General features: G+C 63.8%; 18 protein-coding genes. 10 read left to right on the plus strand and 8 right to left on the minus strand.

Annotated features, from left to right (window positions below; translation table 11 throughout):
* A partial coding sequence (locus WAO18_RS11435; RefSeq protein WP_422206397.1) for an SDR family NAD(P)-dependent oxidoreductase occupies positions 1 to 708 on the plus strand: 708 nt, incomplete at its 5' end.
* Positions 708 to 1,982 (plus strand): hypothetical protein, encoded by a 1,275-nt coding sequence (locus WAO18_RS11440; RefSeq protein ID WP_422206398.1) that lies wholly within the window; start codon positions 708 to 710, stop codon positions 1,980 to 1,982. The genes WAO18_RS11435 and WAO18_RS11440, both read left to right, overlap by 1 nt.
* Here the strand turns inward: WAO18_RS11440 and WAO18_RS11445 are convergent.
* The 5 genes from WAO18_RS11445 to WAO18_RS11465 all read right to left on the minus strand — a co-directional run bounded on the left by WAO18_RS11445 (position 1,971) and on the right by WAO18_RS11465 (position 7,569).
* Entirely contained in the window at positions 1,971 to 3,092 is a 1,122-nt protein-coding gene (locus WAO18_RS11445) for a M24 family metallopeptidase (protein WP_422206399.1), read from the minus strand. The genes WAO18_RS11440 and WAO18_RS11445 overlap by 12 nt on opposite strands.
* The gene (locus WAO18_RS11450; protein WP_422206400.1) at positions 3,082 to 4,311 is read right to left on the minus strand and encodes a M24 family metallopeptidase; all 1,230 of its coding nucleotides are present in this window, start codon (positions 4,309 to 4,311) and stop codon (positions 3,082 to 3,084) included. Before WAO18_RS11450 ends, WAO18_RS11445 begins: the two co-directional genes overlap by 11 nt.
* Position 4,312: 1 nt before the next feature.
* Positions 4,313 to 5,473, minus strand: a complete 1,161-nt coding sequence (locus WAO18_RS11455) for an amidohydrolase family protein (protein WP_422206401.1) — start codon at positions 5,471 to 5,473, stop codon at positions 4,313 to 4,315.
* A gap of 142 nt (positions 5,474 to 5,615) precedes the next feature.
* Positions 5,616 to 6,857, minus strand: coding sequence for a cytochrome P450 (locus WAO18_RS11460; RefSeq protein WP_422206402.1), 1,242 nt, complete (start codon positions 6,855 to 6,857; stop codon positions 5,616 to 5,618).
* A gap of 28 nt (positions 6,858 to 6,885) precedes the next feature.
* A complete protein-coding gene (locus WAO18_RS11465) occupies positions 6,886 to 7,569 on the minus strand; it encodes a TetR family transcriptional regulator (protein WP_422206403.1) in 684 nt (227 codons plus the stop codon).
* Between the two features lie 286 nt (positions 7,570 to 7,855).
* On the opposite strand from WAO18_RS11465, the gene WAO18_RS11470 reads away from it, so the two are divergent.
* A complete protein-coding gene (locus WAO18_RS11470; RefSeq protein ID WP_422206404.1) occupies positions 7,856 to 9,736 on the plus strand; it encodes a putative bifunctional diguanylate cyclase/phosphodiesterase in 1,881 nt (626 codons plus the stop codon).
* Positions 9,737 to 9,741: 5 nt separating this feature from the next.
* Positions 9,742 to 10,419 carry a TetR family transcriptional regulator gene (locus WAO18_RS11475; RefSeq protein WP_422206405.1) on the plus strand — a complete coding sequence of 226 codons (678 nt, stop codon included), beginning with the start codon at positions 9,742 to 9,744 and terminating at the stop codon, positions 10,417 to 10,419.
* Between the two features lie 6 nt (positions 10,420 to 10,425).
* On the opposite strand, the gene WAO18_RS11480 is transcribed toward WAO18_RS11475, so the two are convergent.
* Positions 10,426 to 10,788 (minus strand): PAS domain-containing protein, encoded by a 363-nt coding sequence (locus WAO18_RS11480; RefSeq protein WP_422206434.1) that lies wholly within the window; start codon positions 10,786 to 10,788, stop codon positions 10,426 to 10,428.
* Positions 10,789 to 11,057: 269 nt separating this feature from the next.
* Here WAO18_RS11480 and WAO18_RS11485 point away from each other — a divergent pair, with 269 nt between their 5' ends.
* From WAO18_RS11485 to WAO18_RS11495, 3 genes are read left to right on the plus strand one after another with little or no spacing between them, the layout of a single operon-like run.
* Positions 11,058 to 11,999 (plus strand): aldo/keto reductase, encoded by a 942-nt coding sequence (locus tag WAO18_RS11485; RefSeq protein ID WP_422206406.1) that lies wholly within the window; start codon positions 11,058 to 11,060, stop codon positions 11,997 to 11,999.
* A 24-nt stretch (positions 12,000 to 12,023) separates the two neighbouring features.
* Positions 12,024 to 12,767, plus strand: a complete 744-nt coding sequence (locus WAO18_RS11490; protein WP_422206407.1) for an SDR family NAD(P)-dependent oxidoreductase — start codon at positions 12,024 to 12,026, stop codon at positions 12,765 to 12,767.
* 21 nt (positions 12,768 to 12,788) lie between these two features.
* Complete coding sequence (locus WAO18_RS11495; RefSeq protein ID WP_422206408.1) at positions 12,789 to 13,673, plus strand: ABC transporter substrate-binding protein; 885 nt, start codon at positions 12,789 to 12,791, stop codon at positions 13,671 to 13,673.
* A 206-nt stretch (positions 13,674 to 13,879) separates the two neighbouring features.
* Here WAO18_RS11495 and WAO18_RS11500 read toward each other — a convergent pair whose 3' ends face one another.
* A complete protein-coding gene (locus WAO18_RS11500) occupies positions 13,880 to 14,506 on the minus strand; it encodes a TetR family transcriptional regulator (RefSeq protein WP_422206409.1) in 627 nt (208 codons plus the stop codon).
* Between the two features lie 79 nt (positions 14,507 to 14,585).
* On the opposite strand from WAO18_RS11500, the gene WAO18_RS11505 reads away from it, so the two are divergent.
* Genes WAO18_RS11505 through WAO18_RS11515 form a run of 3 tightly spaced genes read left to right on the plus strand, consistent with a single transcriptional unit; the run spans position 14,586 to position 17,054 of the window.
* Positions 14,586 to 15,416, plus strand: a complete 831-nt coding sequence (locus WAO18_RS11505; protein ID WP_422206435.1) for a mycofactocin-coupled SDR family oxidoreductase — start codon at positions 14,586 to 14,588, stop codon at positions 15,414 to 15,416.
* Between the two features lie 4 nt (positions 15,417 to 15,420).
* Positions 15,421 to 16,233, plus strand: a complete 813-nt coding sequence (locus WAO18_RS11510) for a mycofactocin-coupled SDR family oxidoreductase (protein WP_422206410.1) — start codon at positions 15,421 to 15,423, stop codon at positions 16,231 to 16,233.
* Positions 16,234 to 16,241: 8 nt separating this feature from the next.
* A complete protein-coding gene (locus WAO18_RS11515) occupies positions 16,242 to 17,054 on the plus strand; it encodes a carboxymuconolactone decarboxylase family protein (protein ID WP_422206411.1) in 813 nt (270 codons plus the stop codon).
* Here WAO18_RS11515 and WAO18_RS11520 read toward each other — a convergent pair.
* Positions 17,020 to 17,298, minus strand: coding sequence for a hypothetical protein (locus WAO18_RS11520; protein ID WP_422206412.1), 279 nt, complete (start codon positions 17,296 to 17,298; stop codon positions 17,020 to 17,022). The two genes, WAO18_RS11515 and WAO18_RS11520, sit on opposite strands and share 35 nt — an antisense overlap.
* Between the last annotated feature and the right edge of the window lie 78 nt (positions 17,299 to 17,376).

Genomic DNA, 17,376 nt, shown 5'->3' on the forward strand with positions numbered 1-17,376 from the left:
GGCGCCGCGACCGCACGTGCGCTCGCAGACCAGGGTGCCGCCGTCGCGCTGCTGGCCCGCCGCGCCGACCGGCTGGACCAACTCAAAGCCGAGATCGAATCGTCGGGCGGCACGGCGCTATCGGCGCCCACCGACGTGACCGACGCCGGCCAGGTCGCCGCCGCCGTGCAGCAGACCGTCGACGAGTTGGGGCGCCTGGACACCGTCGTGAACAATGCCGGCCTGATGCGGATGTCGCCGGCCGCCGAAGCGCCACTGCAGGATTGGGACGACCTGGTGCGCGTCAACATCCAAGGCGTCTTGTACGTGACCCGCGCCGCGATCCCCCACCTGATCGGCGCCGCTGCGGACTCGCCGCGTGGTGTCGCCGATCTGGTCACCATCAGTTCGACCGCCGGCTGGGTGGCCCGGCCGGGCACCGCTGTCTACTCGCTGACCAAGTTCGGCATCAACGCGTTCAGCGAAGGCATCCGCCAGGAACTGATCGGCAAGCGGGTGCGGGTCGGCGTGGTGGGGCCCGGCACCGTCGATACCGAGATCAGCGAGCACCTGCCCGCGGAATCTCGTGCGGCGTTCGACCGGCAGACCGCGGACATGGTCAAGCTGGCCGCCGAGGACATCGCCGACGCCGTGCTGTACGTCGTCACCCGCAATCGCCGCGTGGCCGTCAACCACATGCTGGTCCGAGCGGCCGAACAGACCTGGTGATGTCAGCGGACCGATGGGTCAAGGGCGACCACTTCGGTCTGGCGATCCCGGCTGACCCCGCGGCGTTGCGTGCTGGCGGCGCAGCATTTCTCACCACCGCGTTCCGCCTCTCGGGTGCGCTGGGTACCGGTAACGCCGTCACGCGGATCAGCCAATTCGACGAGGTCCGCGGCGGGAGTACCGGCCGCAAAGTGCTTTTGACTGTCGAGTACGACAAAACCGACACGCACACCGACTTGTTCGTGAAGTTCTCCCGCAACTTCGACGATCCCATCCGCGACCGTGGGAAGACCCAGATGGAATCGGAAGTCCTCTTCGCGACGCTGTCGCGTGAACCCGGCTTTCCGGTCACCGTCCCGGCCACCCAATTCGCCGACTACCACCGCGACACCGGCACGGGGCTACTGATTTCGGAGCGAATCCAGCTTGGCGCCAACGGTATCGAGCGTCAGTACCACAAATGCCTCGACTACGAGATGCCCGAGCCGCTGGAGCACTACCGGGCGCTGGTGACGGCACTGGGCCGACTCGTCGGCGGCCACCGGTCCGGACGCATTTCTGCCGACCAGTTCCCGGCCGACATCCAGGCGGCACAGGTCGGCGAACGGGCACCGATCAGCGCCGAGAAGCTGACCCGTCGGCTTGGCCAGTTCGCCGACTTCGCCGAGACCAGCCCCCGGCTCATTCCCGCGAACGTCTGCTCACCGCAATTTATTTCGCGACTGCACGACGACGCACCCCGATTCTTGGCACACGAGCCCGCAGTGTGGAGCTATCTGGCCGATCACCCGGACTACGTCGCGCTGTGCCACTGGAACGCCAACGTGGACAACGCCTGGTTCTGGCGCGACAGCGACAATGCGTTGCATTGCGGCCTGATGGACTGGGGCTGCGCCGGCCAGATGAATGTGGCCATGGCGTTGTGGGGAGCGATGTCCGGGGCCGAGACCGCCATGTGGGATCACCACCTCGACGAGTTGCTGCGCCTGTTCGTTGCGGAGGTACGCGATTGTGGCGGGCCCGAACTCAGCGTGAGCGAGCTGAACAACCAGCTGATGCTCTACGTCGGGATCATGGCGGTGGCCTGGCTGCTCGATATCCCCGCGTTGATCCGCGCCCGGTTCGGCGACGCCGCTCACACGCTGACCAGAAAAGACCCGCGCATCAAAGACGACGAGAGCGTGCGAGCCCCGTTGCAGATGCTGACCAACGCGCTGAACCTCTGGGAGAGAAAGCAGTTCGGCCAGATCCTCGACGGTGCGCTAGGCCCATGACGGGCTGGCGGTCAGCACCTCCGGCCCGTCATCGGTGATGACGACGGTGTCGCGGCGCAACACCCCGCCAAGGCCCTCCTGCCATACGTAACCGGTCAGCGCCAGCACCATCCCCGGGTCCAGCCGCTCGGCACGGGCGGTGGCCGGCAGCTGCCGGGAGACCACCGGCGGATCGAAGCCGAGCCCCAGTCCGTGCGCAACCGCCATCGGCGGTGCCGGCTCGCCGGCCTGGTCGTAGGCCGCGAGCAAATCGGAGGCGGGAGCACCGCGCTGGCAGGCCGTGATCAGCTTGTCCCACAGCTGATTAGAGCGTTGATACAACTTGCCGGTCGCATCGGCTGCGTCGCCCACCGGCCAGGTCCGGCCAACCTCAGCGACGTATCCGTCGGCCAGCGCCCCGGCGCTGAACACGATCAGGTCACCGGAGCGCACCAGCCCGCCGTCACTCTCCGCGCGTCGCCACGGGTGTTCGCGCGAGGTCACCCACGCGGCGTCCTGGGTGGCCGGTGTGCTGACTCCGCCAGCGGTCATCGCCTCCAACACCGCGCCCGCCAGAGCCTGCTCGGACAGCCCGGGCCGCAACTCCGCGACCGCCGCGGCGACCCCGGCTTCGGCAACTCGCACCGCAGTTGACATGGCCGCAATCTCTTCGGGCGTCTTGGTCCGCCGCGCGGTTCGCATCGGCAGCTCGCCGTCGACGAATTCTGCGTTCGGGAAAGCCATCGGCAGCAGCGTGGCGAAAGTCGGTGAGATTGCATCGGTGCCGACGCGGCGGGCAGTCGACGCCCCGTCGATGTTCTTCAGCACTTCGATGAACGTCATCGGATTCCAGGCCAGGCCGTAAAGTCGGTCGTGGCCGATCTCCTCGGGGACTCCCTCGTCATCGGTGCTCATCAAGTAGATCTCGCCGGTGCCGCGCAGCATCACGCAGACCGGTCCGAACGGCCGGGTCCCGCCGATCCACAGCTGCGGCGCCCCGGTGACGTAGCGGACATTGGCCTGGCGGCCCAGCACCAGGATGTCGAGGTCGTGCGCTTCCATCTGTGCCAGCGCCCGCTGGCGGCGAACAGATCGCAATTCCCTTGCGTCGGGCTGGATCTCAGTATCCATACGGCGCATACGGGTAGTCGGTGATCCGGATACAGCCGTCGTCGGTGATGACCACGATCTCCTCACTTCGATAACCGCCGGTGCCGTCCTCCCACACGACCGGCTCGAGCACCAGCGCCATGCCGACCGGGAAGACGAAGTTGTCGTCGTACTCTTCACCCAGGTCGGTGCCGATCATCGGCTGTTCAGCCGGGTAGGTGCCGATGCCGTGCCCGAGATAGAAATGCGGCAGCCATGGCTTGCTGCCACCGTTGGCGGAGATCGCCGCCCGCGCGAGATCACCAGATGTCGCACCGGCTTTGGTGACCTTCAACACCGCGTCGAGGATGTGTTGCCACTGCTCGTACTGAGCCTGCTGACGCGCCGACGGCTTGTCGCCGACGATCCAGGTGCGGCCGAAATCCGAACAGTACCCGGCATAGCTGATGCTGATGTCGGTCCACAGCACGTCGCCCCTGGCGAGTTCGCGTTCGTTGGTCAGCAACGGCAGCGCGAGGTCGCCGTGCGTGGTCCACACTCCCTCGGCGCGTGAGGGCGGCATCACCTGCCAGATCGCCTCCAGCATGTTGGCCGTCGCACCCAGTTCGAAAGCCCGGCGCACCAGCTTGGCCGACAGATCGGTCTGCCGCACACCGGGTGCCAGCTGTTGTTGCACGTCCACCATCGCGTGCTCGGTGATGCGAATCGCCGTGCGCAGGCACGCGATCTGATCCGGCGTCTTGACCAGGTTCGCCGCCCCGACCACGACCGCGGCGTCCGATGGCGGCCCGACGGGGAAGATCCGGTCCGCGGCGCGACGCATCGCTCCGGTGATCTCGTCGACCGCGACCCTGGCGCCCCGCGGAATCAGCTCGCCGACCACGCCGGCGAATTGCTCGACGCCCTCCTCCAATTCGAGATAGAGCGGATCGTGCAAATGGTCCTCGGGCACTTGGAATTCCGATGCGGCGCCCTGGCGGAATGGGATGAACAGATGTGGGTGTTCGTCATCGGCCAGCACGATCGCCACCGGCCGTTCGACGTGCGACAGACCGGCGTCCAGCACCGGCCAGCTGGCGCCGGTGGCGTACACCACATTGTCATTCATCAGCAGGATCAGCGCGTCGACGCCGTGGTCGGCCATCGCAGCCCGAAGCCGCGCACCGGTGTCGCGATGCATCCGCGCAAAGTCGGGTTCCTCGGGGATGACGAAGCTCTGCACGGCGGAGGAAGCCGTCATCTCACACGCCCAGGAATTTTTTGATGTTGCCGCTGACGATGCGGGCGGCGTTGTCCGGGCCGACGGCGGCGACGACGGCGGCCAGCGATTTCTCCGAGTAGCCGAAGCTGCTCTCGTTGTGCGGGTAGTCGGATGACCACATCACCTTGTCGACACCGATCTCCTCGATCAACTTCAGGCCCAGCGGGTCGACGATGAACGAGGCGCTCATGTGGGTGTCCCAGTAGTACCGAATGTCGTGCTCCAGACGATGATCCAACATGTGCTGATAGGACGCCAGCACATGTTCGGCGTCCTGCAATGCCGGCGGTATCCAGGCGATACCACCTTCGAACCAGCCGATCCGAAGGCCGGGGTGACGGTCGAGGATACCGCCAAAGATGTACTTGGAGAACATTTCCCGGAACCCGTCGATGTTCACCATCATCGCAACCGCGACGTTGTTGACCTCGCAGGGCGCCTTGGGCGGTGTTTCACCGATGTGGTGTGTCACCGGCAGGCCGGATTGCTCGATCGCGTCCCAGACCGGCCGCATCGCGGTGCACGCGTAGTCCATCATGATGCCGTCGTCGCCGTTGCCCGGGTTGAGCGGCAACAGGAACGTCTTGAGGCCAAGCGATTTCAACTCGTCCAGTGTCCGCCGGGCACCATCGGGGTCCCACCAGTTGATCAAGCCCACACCGAGGAAGTGGCCGTCGGATCGTTCCTGTAAATCGGCGATGTACTCGTTGTAGATCCGGAAGACGCGCTCGCGCAGCGGCTTGTCCGGAAACCCGAACATCGCCAGCAGCGCGTTGGGAAACGCGAGTTCCCGGTCCACGCCGTCTTCACGCAGTTCGCGTATCCGCGCTTCGATGTTGTTGGTGGCCGCCCCGGCAAGGTCGTCGTATTGCATCAGCACCGCGCTGAAGACGTCCGGCAGGAACGACTGCCCCTGGTGGCCTATCTGGTATGCGCCGTCTTCGTACCAGATCCGCGGCGCACTGTCCTTGAGCTCATCGGGGAGTCGTTCGTAGAAGATGTCCGCGGCCAGCGAGATGTGGGTGTCGGCGGAGAACACCTCCGTGCCCGCCGGAAGCCCGACGTTTCCGTGGGCCTGGCCGTGCCGGTTCTTTGGCGCGCCGAAGCCGCCAGCAGGGTAGAGCGCATTGGCTTGGGTCATTGTTCCAGCGCACCAATCAGTTTCAAATCCGTTAGATACTTGCAGATTAGCCCTTGCGAAACGTGCGGTATCGCGAGTCGCGATTTCTGCACAGCGGCCGTGAAATGGCGCCCGCCCGGGTGATGGATGAGATCACCGCCATTCACCATGTGACAGGTAACTCGTATATTCCGTAGGCCAGCGCGTCGTGTTTGAACGGCAACTCCGTCACGGGGACCGCAATCTGCAGCGTCGGGACGCGGCGAAACAACGTGTGCAGCACGATCTGCAACTCCATCCGGGCCAGCTGCTGCCCGACGCATTGGTGCCGCCCATAGCCGAACCCGACGTGCGGGTTGTCCTCACGCTGCAGGTCCAGCTGGTCCGGGTTCGGATAGCGCCGTTCGTCCCAGTTCGCCGGCGGCACATCGAGGATGATGCCTTCGCCGGCGCGGATCACTTCGCCGTCGATCTCGATGTCCTCGGTCGCGATCCGACGCTGCCCGGTCTGGATGATGCTGAGGTAACGCATCAATTCCTCTACGGCAGTGGCGATTACCTTGGGGTCGTCGGTGTCCCGCAGCAACGTCAATTGATCCGGGTGTTCCAACAGCGCGACGATCGCCAGGCTGATCATGTTCGCGGTGGTCTCATGTCCGGCGATCAACACGCCGGTGGCCAACTGGGCCGCCTCCCGGACGCTGAGTTCCTCGGCGTTGACCCGCTCGGCGAGATCGCCTACCAGATCTTCGGTGGGGCTTTCCATTCTGGTGCGTACCAGCTTGGCGATATACCGCGCCAACGCGGTCGCCCCTTCGGCCGACTCCTCAGCGCTCGCGTAGCGGCCCATCCCCCTGCTGGCCTGCTCCTGGAAGAAGTCGGCGTCCGAATACGGCACGCCCAGAAGCTGACTGATCACCAGCGACGGCACCGGCAGCGCCAATTGCTCGACCAGATCGGCCGGCTGGGGGCCGGCCAGTACGGCGTCGATGTGGTCGTCGGTGATCTGCTGGACGGCCGGCCGCAAGCCTTCGACTCGCTTGTAGGTGAACGGCTTGGACAGCATGCGCCGAAACGCGGTGTGCTCCTCGGCATCTGCGGTGAACACCGAGCGCGGCCGCTTGTGCACGGTCGCCAGCATGCCTTCGTTCCAGTGCGGATAACCGTCCTTGCGGTCGTCCACGCTGGCGCGTGAATCGGTGAACAACGCGCGGATCGCGTCGTAGCCGGTGATCAGCCACGGCGTGCTGCCGTCCCAAATGCGCACTCGACTCAGGGGTTTGACGGCATTGAGCTCCAATGCGACCGGCGCGGGCGCCAAGGGGCAACCCGCGGCCCTCGCCATCGGGTAGTCCGGAATGTTCGAAGCGACGTCACCGGGGTGTCCGGTCAAGGTGTCAGACATAGGCTCCTTCTTCCATGGCGAACTCAAATCAGCGCGGTAGCGAAGCCTGTAAGCGATGAACCGGCGCCCGCCATAGGCCGACGATCGCGTCAATCAGTCCCTCAGCCGCGATCGGCCAGCTGGACCGCGACCGCGGCCCATGCTCGGCGAGCTCGCCTTCATGCTCAGCACAGGTGTGCATCAACAAGTTTCGGGCCATCACCATCCGCTCGAAGCGGACACGCTTCGGCAGGTCGGGCAGGCAGCGGTTGATACCGCCGATCGCGTGTACGAGCACCGGCGAGCCGAGCGCGTCCTTGGTGACGACTTGCCGATAGGTGGGGTCAGCCATCGCCTGTGCGGCGAACCGCGCGTACCAACTCGGGTTGCCCAGCGCGGTCAGATGGTCGGTGAGCGGGTGCACCAGCGTGCCCACCCAATCCCGTAATTCGGTGGAGCCATCGATGCCGGCCAGCATCTGGCCGCGGAGTTCTTCGATGGGCACCCGGTGTTTGCTTTCGATCGCGCGCAGCAGATCGGTTCTGGTGCCGAAGTGATAGCAGGCCGCCGCGTTGTTGCCTTGGCCTGCGGCTTCGCTGATCTGGCGATTCGAGACCGCATACATTCCGCGCTCGGCGAACAGCCGCTCGGCAGCAGACAAGAGCGCTTCCCGCGTTCCCGTTGATCGATCGTTGCGCAGGACTCGGGCTGCGGTCACCGACTCAGTGAACACCGACCAGCGAGTTAAATCAAGCAGTTTATTTAACCGGCCCCAGCGGGTATGCGCGGTGAGGATTTCGAGCGCCGAATTCGTCGTCGAGGGTGCCGAAAACCATTGCTTGCGGTGCCCATTGCCAGCGCGGTAGGGCATCGCTAAGCGCGACGCCGCCGATACCGGGCGTATATACTTCGCGAACTGCTGCGCCTTGAATTCGAACACCGGATTAGACAGACGCTTAATAAGCCAGACACCAGACTCTGACGCGGCACCCCGAGCTAGGTACACATCGGAGGAGACCTTGCCACGCAACCTGGTCACTCGCGTCGCCACCCGATTGATGGAGACGACGGCGTCGACGGTTGCCGAGGTCAACGAACAGGTACTCGCCGAGCTCGTCGAACATCTCGACATCGACGCTGCTTTCTTGCGCCACAACGATCATCAGATCCGGGTTTCCAGACTGGTTGCGGCATGGCCACCGCGAAAAGACGATTCAGTCCCCGATTCCATGGCGGTCTCGCACTTCAGCAGTGCCGACCCGGTTTTGTCGTTGTGCGAACACGGTAAAAAGCTCACGGTGATTCGCCCGGAACCATCCGATCCGGTCTATGCCCGTTGGATAGCGGGTGCGCGCGAGCGCTGGAGCCTTGAGGCTGCCAAGATCCCCGCCCCGTCGGCAGCCGCGGCGCCGCTGATCTCTAGCGGGGTGACCACTGGTCAATTGAGTTGCATGAAGTTTCGCCGCAAGAAGTGGCGGCCCGACGAACTCAACACCATCCAGACGGTCGCCTCGCTGCTCGCGCAATTGCAGGCTCGCATCACCGCCGAAGAGAAGCTTCGCAACCTCGCCGAGCACGACGATCTGACCGGCCTGCACAACCGCCGCGCGCTGATGGCGTACCTGTCCGACAGGCTCGCTGCCGGTCAGCCCGGTCCCGTGCCGGTGCTGTATCTCGACCTGGACCGGCTGAAGTCGATCAACGACTACCTCGGCCACACCGCCGGCGACTGGTTCATCCGGACGTTCGCCGAGCATTTGCGGTTGAAAGCCGGCGCCAAAAGCATGACTGCCCGCCTGGGCGGCGACGAGTTCGTCGTCGTGCCGGACCAGTCGATGTCGATCGAAACGGCGGAAAAGACCGGCGAAGCACTCTGCGCGGCACTCCGCGACCGAATGGCCCTCGGTGGCCACATGATCACCCGCACCGTCAGCGTCGGCGTCGCGGTGGGCATGCCCGGACGCGACAACACGAGCGATCTTTTACATCGCGCGGACGAGGCGGTGCTGACCGCCAAGCGTTCCGGCGGCAACAGCGTCGCGGTCTCCAGCGACGACATGTCGCTACAGCGTCTGTTCCGCAACGACATCGAGCTCCAGCTCCAGGGCGAAATCGATAACGACGCGTTGCTACTGCACTACCTGCCCGAGGTCGATTTATGGACCGGCGCGATCGTGGCCGTCGAAGCGCTGGTCCGGTGGCGGCATCCAACCTGGGGGCTGCTGCTGCCGGAGTCTTTCATCGGGGTAGCCGAATCCGCCAATCTGGGTGCGGATTTGGGCCGATGGGTGATGCGGACCGCGCTCAAGGAGTTCAGCGGCTGGCGCTCTCGCGGCATCGGACTCAACACCACGTTGCGGCTCAATGTGTCGCCTTCCCAACTGATCGGCCGGAACTTTGTCAGCAGCGTGGCCGAAACAATCGACGAGTTCGGCATCGATGGTGGCTCGGTCTGCCTGGAGATCACCGAACGCGCGGTGGTTCGCGACATCGACACCACCCGCAAGACACTCGAGGCGCTCAAAGATGTCGGAGTCCAGATCGCCATCGACGACTTCGGGACCGGTTATGCCGTTTTGTCACACCTGAAATCGCTGCCGGTCGACACCCTCAAGATCGACACATCGTTCGTGCGCGACCTCGGTACCAGCAGCCGTGATCTGGCGATCGTCCGCGCCATCATCGGCCTTGCCGAAGCCTTTGACCTACAACTGGTGGCCGAGGGTGTGGAGACCCCGGCCGCCGCACTGACTCTGATGCGACACGGATGTCATCGGGCGCAGGGCTACCTGCTTTCCCGTCCACTGCCCGGCCACGCGATGGAATCGCTACTCTCGTCGCGCTGGATGCCCATGCCGTTCCTGGCCGACAGCCAGGCCCTATCCTCGACCTCGATCTGACAAACATGAGCGATGTAAGCGATAGGCGTTCGGACACGACGCGCGAGCAGATTCTGCGAGCCGCGGCGCACCAGTTTGCCCAACGTCCGTATTACGCCGTCGGCCTCGACGACATTCTGGCCGAAGCGCAGCTGACCAAGGGCGCGATGTATTTCCATTTTCGTTCCAAGCACGCGCTGGCGTTGGCGATCGTCGACGATCAGACGGTCAAATCCGGCGCAGCGGTTCAGGAGGTGTTCAGCCGCAAGCTATCCGGGCTGGAGACTCTGATCGACGTGTCCTACCTGATCGCGATGTCCGATATCACCGAGGACGTCACGCGGGCCGCTTTCAACTTGCTGGAGTCGGTCGGCCGGACCGAGAAGCTGCAGGAGCGGCTGCTGGGTGGCTGGATCGAGCTGATCGGCGACATCGCGGCACGCGGGATTCGCGAGGGTGACATCGTCGAGCGCGGCGATCCAGAAGACATCGGGCGTCTGCTGGTGTCCCTCTATATGGGGCTGCGTCAGGCCAGCAGCCTGGACGATCCGGTGGTTCTGCTCGGTGACTACGAGAAAGCGCTCGCGACGGTGTTACGGGGAATCGTGCAACCCGACAAGATCGATTACTTCACGCAATTCCTGAAGCGGCGCACCGCGCTTGCGATCAAGGCTGTCGCTCCGCTGGAGATCGAAGAAAGCTAGGGCGTTCTAACGCTCGTCGAGCCAGAGCTGCTCGGTCAGGTCGTGAAAAGTCGCAAGCGCGATGTCGTCATCGGCACGGATCAGCGCCGACCTGCTCATCAGCGCGCGCACACTCGACCCGTCCAGGTGGGCCAATTCGACCACCTCGTTGGCAAGCGACTGCACGACCGTGACCGCAGGCTCGGTGCTGATCGGCAGGTGGAAGATCTCGCCGAACTTCATCGACACCACGTCAGCCGGCGCACGGCCGACCATTTCCGAGAATGCCGAATTAGCGAACACCAGCGAGCCGTCGTTCGCGATGGCGAGCACAGGAACCGGAATCCGCTCAAGCACGACAAGGGCAGGCAACTGCTTGAGGGTGTCTATCGGCGAAAGGCTGGCCTGACCGTTACGTCGTCGCTCCACATGCCGATTATGGTGCATCCGATCGATCCATAAGTGCGCTTGTTCTTAATGGCCCCAAACCTTTGAAGTGGCTGTGACACATCAAGCGCCAATTCAACATCGTTCAATTGTCTGGCCGACCGAACACGCGATGTTCGCGTAATGATTTCTCGGGCGAAAGTGACGGCAGCGATGCGCAATGGCATCATCGGACCAGCCTCACCCACCAGGGTGCGTACGGAGGTCTCAACATGACCGCAAGCGATGCGCTCCGTCACTCACGAATTGCGCTCACCCATGGATCAGGTGCGATTCCGGTAGTCGGGTTCGGCACCTTGATTCCGGATCTCGAAGCGACCAAGCAGGCCACCAAGACCGCGCTGGACGTGGGCTTTCGGCATTTCGACTGCGCAGAGCGGTACCGAAATGAGCAAGCGGTGGGTGACGCGCTGCGCGAAGCGTTCGACACGGGAACAGTTGCGCGAGACGACGTTTTTGTCACCACCAAGTTATGGAACACCAACCATCGTCCAGAACGGGTCCGACCCGCGTATGACGCGAGTTGCCACCGGTTGCAAGTCGACTATGTCGACTGCTACCTAATTCACACGCCCTACGCATTCGCGCCGGGTGACGATCAGGCGCCGCGAGACGCGGACGGCCAGGTGATCTACGACGAGGGGGTCACCCTGCTTCAGACGTGGCAGGCCCTCGAGCACCTCCTCGACGACGGAGCCTGCCGGGCGATCGGCTTGTCGGACATTTCGCTGGATCAGCTGCGCGAGCTGGTCGCGGCGGCGCGGATCAAACCGGCCGTTGTGCAGGTCGAGTCGCATCCCTACCTACCGGAGTGGGAACTACTCGACTTCTGCCGCGAGAACGGGATTGTGCTGCTGGCGTTCGCCCCACTGGGGCATTCGATGGATCCAAACCTACTGCAAGACAAGGTTATTATCGGCATCGCGGAGCGGTTGCAGATGTCGCCGGCCCAGGTGGCGCTGTCCTGGGCAGCACAGCGCGGCAGCGCTTTCCTCACAACTTCAACGAAACCTCGACGCATTCAAGAGAATTATCAAATATCGCCGCTTCCCGCCGACGCGATGAGCGAGATCCGGGACCACATCACGACCACCATCAGATTCAACTCGGTGGTGCACACCGGTGTGCCGGGTTTCATCCCGCGGTCCACGTGAACTGAAGTGAGGGAGGCAAGGCTGATGGGTCGTGTGGCGGTGATTACCGGCGCCAGTCGGGGCATTGGCGCCGCGACTGCGTTGCTGCTCGCGCAGAAGCGATTTCGGGTAGTGGTCAACTACCGCTCCAGCACCGAGGAAGCGGACGCGGTGGTCAAAGCCGTAAACGAGGCCGGCGGAGAGGCATGCGCGATTCGAGCCGATGTCACCGACCCCGACGAGGTCGGTTCGATGTTCTCCGAAACCGAGCGACGCTGGGGACGGGTCGATGTGCTGGTGCACAACGCCTTGATGCCGTACAAGGTCACCTCGTTTGCCGATCTGAGCTGGGAAGAGCTGGGCGGTAAGCTGGACCGCGAGCTGCATGCCGCATTCCTGGTCACCAAAGCTGTTGTACCGGGCATGATTGCCCGAGAATTTGGCCGCCTGATCTATATGACAACGATACTGTCGCGCCGACCACGTGAAGGCATGATCAACCTCGGCACAGCCAAAGCAGCGATGGACCAGTTCGTGCGATATCTCGCATTGGAGCTTGCGCCACACGGTGTCACCGCCAACCTGGTTTCGCCGGCGACGGTGGCCGGCGCTACTTCCGACACGCTCTTGGCGTCCGACGACGTAAGCCGGCTCGGTGCCACTAACCCGATGGGTCGACTCGTCACACCCGACGAGGTGGCGCACACGATCGCCTTTGTCGCCAGTGAAGATTCCGGTTTCATCACCGGACACTGCGTGGAGGTCAACGGCGGCCTGGCGATGGACTGACGTCGGAAAGAGGTTGTGGCCGTGGAAACAATCGATCTCGCCTATGTGGGGCGGGGCCTGCACGAGGAGCTGGTCGCCCACGTCGCCGACCAAGAGGGCTACTTCGAAGACGAGGGTGTCCACGTGGCTGTCCGCGACGGAGTGAGCTGGCCGGTTGAGCGGCTGCGCCGCGGCGCGGTGATCGGCTTGGGCAAAACCCTGGTGTCGCGGCTCAAAGACGGGATCGAGTGGACCGCCGTCAGTTTCAGTACCGACCATCCGCTGTTCTGGTTCCTCGGCAACAGCGAGGTGAAGTCGATGGCGGATCTTCGCGGGCGGCGGCTCGCCGTCCACGGCCCCGCCGACCCGCCGGGCACCTTCGCCCGCATCGTCTTGCGCAAGCACGGTCTGGACCCCGACAATGACCTCGAATGCGTCGTGCGGCATCCCGGCGACTACCAGATGGACCTGCGACGCCTGCGGGACGGCTCGATCGACGCCGCGTACGTGGGCAGCACACTCTCGCCCGAGCAGGTCGCCGAGGAAGAAGGATTCCATCTGCTGGCCTGGGTCGGCGATTATTTCCAGATCCCCACCGTCGGCATCGTGGTCGACCCCACCCATATTCCGCTGGACAGTCCCGCGCTGCGCGGTTTGGCGCGCGGCAACGAGCGCGCACTGCAATTGCTTGCCGAAACGCCAAGCAGAGCAGTCGATTATGTCGCCTGGTTCCTGGACCGACTCACCCGCGAGGAAGCGCAACGGTACTACGACCACTACGTCGGGCCGTACTTCGTCCCCGGCCGTCAGGCCGATCTCACCGCCACGCAGAGGTCTATCGACGCGGTCGCCGGCGAACTGGGGCTTGCTCCGGTCGCCGCAGACGCAATGTACGGGCTCGCGGGCCGGCGGAACTCTTCAGACTGAGCGGAGAAACCATGAGCGAATCATCGACACCGTCGAATGGACGTGCAACTGCATTGCCGAAATCGAGGGTGGCCAGGCCATCAAAGTCACCGACTACTGGGGCGAGCCCACTTCCACACCGCAATGGCGTCAACCTGTCACAGATCGTCTGGACATGCCCGGCGACGGAATCTGGAAAGACGCTCAACACCTGGGCCACTCCTAGGTCAGGAGCGCCGCCGCACGGTCGGGAGACTCTGGTACGCCGTCGTCAACCAGAACACCGTGCGTTCGATGCCGGGCACGATCTCGGTGACGTCGATTTCTCCCTGCGCGAACTGTCCCAGGAATCCGAACACGACGCCGGTGAGGATCAATTCGAGGTCTGCGGCGAAACTCGGATCGGCCGACGCCAAGATTGTTTTCGCAACGGGCACAACGGCATCGACGCCGCGCTGGATTAGTCGTTGACCGCCGGGTGCTGACCGCGCCCTGAAGTAGGACCGAAGCATCACGGGATGCTGTTCCCACGGCTCGAAGATCATCGTGAGCACATGCATGAGATCTGCGTAGATCGACTCGCCTGGCAGCCCATCGGCCAGCGATGGCAGGCCCGCATACCGGTTGGCGTCCATCCACCATTCCAACGCGCTGACGATCAGCTCGTCGCGAGTCGGGTAGCGCTTGTAGATGGTGGCCAGCGACACCCTGGCCCGGCGCGCCACTTCTCTCAGTTGAACGGCCTCGTAGCCGTCGGTATCGAGCATGTCGACCACGATTTCGAGGATCGGATCGGTCGTCGGGGCACTGGATGCCGCCGGTTTTCCAGCCACTTTTGCGCTCACGGTAACCATGTTACTGTGCAGAGGAGTAACTCTGTTACCTTCGTCGGATTTCACGCCGATGACCCGACTGGAAGTGAGGGCCCGCACGGTGGGTTCAGTGGATGGCAAAGTCGCCTTCATCACCGGGGTTGCGCGTGGGCAGGGGCGAAGCCACGCCGTTCGCCTCGCACGCGAAGGAGCGAACATCGTCGGCATCGACATCTGCGCCGACATTGGGGCGAACGGATATCCGATGGCCTCGCGGGATGAACTCGACGAGACCATCGCACTCGTCGAGGATGCCGGCGGCAAGATGATCGGCAGCGTTGCCGACGTGCGGGATTTTGATCAGGTGAAGCTTGCCGTCGATGCCGGCGTCGAACAATTCGGGCGGCTCGACATCGTCCTGGCCAATGCTGGGATAGCGCCGTTGGCGTTTCGACAGCTGAACATCGAAGAAGAGTTGGCCCAATGGCAGGCGGTCACCCGCGTCAACCTCGACGGCGCGTACCACACAGCCTGGGCGACGATTCCGCATCTGTTAACCGGAAACCGTGGTGGTGTCATGATTTTCACCAGTTCGACCGCAGGCATCAAGGGATTCGGCGGGCTGCAAGGCGGCGGTCTGGGATACGCGGCGTCCAAAACCGGAATCGTCGGCTTGATGCGGGCGCTGGCCAATGCGCTTGCACCGATGAGCATTCGGGTCAACACCGTTCACCCCACCGCAGTCAACACCATGATGGCCGTGAACCCCGACATGGCCGAGTTTCTCGAGAAGAACCCCGATGCCGGCCCGCATCTGCAAAACCCCATGCCGGTCGGGATGTTGGAGCCCGAAGATATCAGCGCCGCGATCGCATATCTGGTGTCCGACGAGGCCAAGTACGTGACCGGAGTGACCTTCCCGGTCGACGCCGGCTTCTGCAACAAGGTGTGACCCGATGGCACACTCAGCGGGGCGCGTCGAAGGCAAACGCGTTCTCGTCACCGGGGCGGCCCGTGGGATGGGCCGTAGCCACGCCGTTCGGTTGGCCGAAGAGGGCGCCGACTGCATCTTAGTCGATATCTGCTCGACACCAACGGGTTTGGACTACCCGCTGGCCACCGAAGACGATCTCGACGAAACCGCCCGACAGGTCGGCGCGCAGGGCCGTCGGGCGATCACCAAGGTGGTCGACGTACGCGACGAAGCCGCATTGAAGGCGGCGGTCGACGACGCCGTCGAGGAACTTGGCGGCCTGGACGGCGCGGTCGCCAACGCCGGCGTGTTGACCGTCGGCACGTGGGACACCACCACCGCTGAGCAATGGCGATTGGTGCTCGACGTCAACCTCATCGGCGCCTGGAACACCTGCGCAGCGGCACTGTCTCATCTGGTGGAACGCGGTGGCGGAAGCCTCGTCAACATCAGTTCGTCGGCGGGCATCAAGGGAACGCCGTTTCATCTTCCCTACACGGCATCCAAGCACGGGATCGTGGGCATGAGCGTGGCACTGGCCAATGAGGTTGCCGCGCAGAACATCCGCGTCAACACCGTGCATCCGACCGGTGTCGTGACGGGGATGGCACCGCCATCCATGCACAGCCTGATCGAGCAGCGAGCAGACCTCGTGCCGATCTTCCTCAACGCCTTGCCCGCTCCGCTCATCGAGGCGTCTGATGTCAGCAATGCGGTGCTGTACCTGATCTCCGATGAATCGCGGTATGTGACGGGACTTGAGTTCAAGGTCGACGCCGGTGTCACGATCAGGTAGAGGCGGCCATGGCAGATAGTCAGCGACATGACCGAGGAGTACGCACTTTCGCCGAGGTGATGACCTTCGAGGCTTCGCACGAGCACAGCCCGTTCGCAAATGGGTTGATCGACTTCGTCTTTGGTGAAGTCTGGGCGCGGCCGGGACTCGGCCGACGCGATCGCCGGTTTGTGACCCTGGCATGCGTCGCGGCCGCAGACGCGATCACTCCCCTGGAACAGCATGTGTATGCGGCCCTCAACAGCGGTGACCTCACGATCACCGAAATGCGAGAAACGGTACTGCATTTCGCGGTGTACGCGGGTTGGCCCAAGGCGTCCCGGTTCAACATCGTCGTCGACCAGCAGTGGGCCAGAATCACCGACGAACGCGACAGTCAGCCCGTCGATCCCGAGCCGTTGCTACCGCTTGTTTCCGCCAGCGATCCCGAGCAGCGACTGCAGGGTGGCGAAGAATGCTTCAGGCAGATCAACTGCATCCCGTTTGCGCCGCCGCGCGACAATCCATACACCGGGGCGGGCATCCTGAATTTCGTCTTCGGCGAGATGTGGCTGCGGCCTGGACTGGGAATGAAAGAGCGCCGACTCATCACCGTTGCCTGTGTTGCCTTCCAGGACGCCGAAATCCCGGTGATGTCCCATGTGTACGCGGCCCTGAAGAGCGGTGACATCTCGTTCGACGAGATGGACGAGCTGGCCCTGCAATTCGCGGCCTACTACGGCTGCGCCAAAGCGGACTACCTCAACCAGGTGATCGGCGAACAGAAGCGTCGGGTGCTGGCCGAGGCTAGCTCCGGGGGAAGCGAGCCTTCAACGCGCTGAGCATTCTTTTTGCTTCGGCGATGCGCGCACGGACGATCACCAGACGCTGGGGAGGATCGACGTATCCGTCGGACTCGCAGCGGCGTTGCCAGGCCGCCTCGGCCTTGGTCAGTTTTCGTGTCATGGTTGCGATGTCGCGGCGCAGCAGCCTGGCGAACAGCTGGGCCTGAGCCCGTTCGGAACCTCGGGTCAGCGACGAGACTTCGGCAATCAATGGCTGATCGTTCTGGTCCGTCGCGGCCACTGGCGTCTACCCCAGCAAAGCCACGATCCGCGTCAGCACATTGGACAGCGGCATCGTTACCCCTTCTCGGGAATATCC

Source organism: Mycobacterium sp. (assembly GCF_049278535.1).
In the GTDB taxonomy this organism is placed as follows: Bacteria; Actinomycetota; Actinomycetes; order Mycobacteriales; family Mycobacteriaceae; genus Mycobacterium.

What these genes read in the sequence shown, in the direction of transcription:
- WAO18_RS11440 (WP_422206398.1), top strand. Translation starts at nt 708, where the DNA reads ATGTCAGCGGACCGATGGGTCAAGGGCGACCACTTCGGTCTGGCGATC.
- WAO18_RS11445 (WP_422206399.1), bottom strand. Translation starts at nt 3,092, where the DNA reads ATGGATACTGAGATCCAGCCCGACGCAAGGGAATTGCGATCTGTTCGC.
- WAO18_RS11450 (WP_422206400.1), bottom strand. Translation starts at nt 4,311, where the DNA reads ATGACGGCTTCCTCCGCCGTGCAGAGCTTCGTCATCCCCGAGGAACCC.
- WAO18_RS11455 (WP_422206401.1), bottom strand. Translation starts at nt 5,473, where the DNA reads ATGACCCAAGCCAATGCGCTCTACCCTGCTGGCGGCTTCGGCGCGCCA.
- WAO18_RS11460 (WP_422206402.1), bottom strand. Translation starts at nt 6,857, where the DNA reads ATGTCTGACACCTTGACCGGACACCCCGGTGACGTCGCTTCGAACATT.
- WAO18_RS11475 (WP_422206405.1), top strand. Translation starts at nt 9,742, where the DNA reads ATGAGCGATGTAAGCGATAGGCGTTCGGACACGACGCGCGAGCAGATT.
- WAO18_RS11485 (WP_422206406.1), top strand. Translation starts at nt 11,058, where the DNA reads ATGACCGCAAGCGATGCGCTCCGTCACTCACGAATTGCGCTCACCCAT.
- WAO18_RS11490 (WP_422206407.1), top strand. Translation starts at nt 12,024, where the DNA reads ATGGGTCGTGTGGCGGTGATTACCGGCGCCAGTCGGGGCATTGGCGCC.
- WAO18_RS11500 (WP_422206409.1), bottom strand. Translation starts at nt 14,506, where the DNA reads ATGGTTACCGTGAGCGCAAAAGTGGCTGGAAAACCGGCGGCATCCAGT.
- WAO18_RS11510 (WP_422206410.1), top strand. Translation starts at nt 15,421, where the DNA reads ATGGCACACTCAGCGGGGCGCGTCGAAGGCAAACGCGTTCTCGTCACC.
- WAO18_RS11515 (WP_422206411.1), top strand. Translation starts at nt 16,242, where the DNA reads ATGGCAGATAGTCAGCGACATGACCGAGGAGTACGCACTTTCGCCGAG.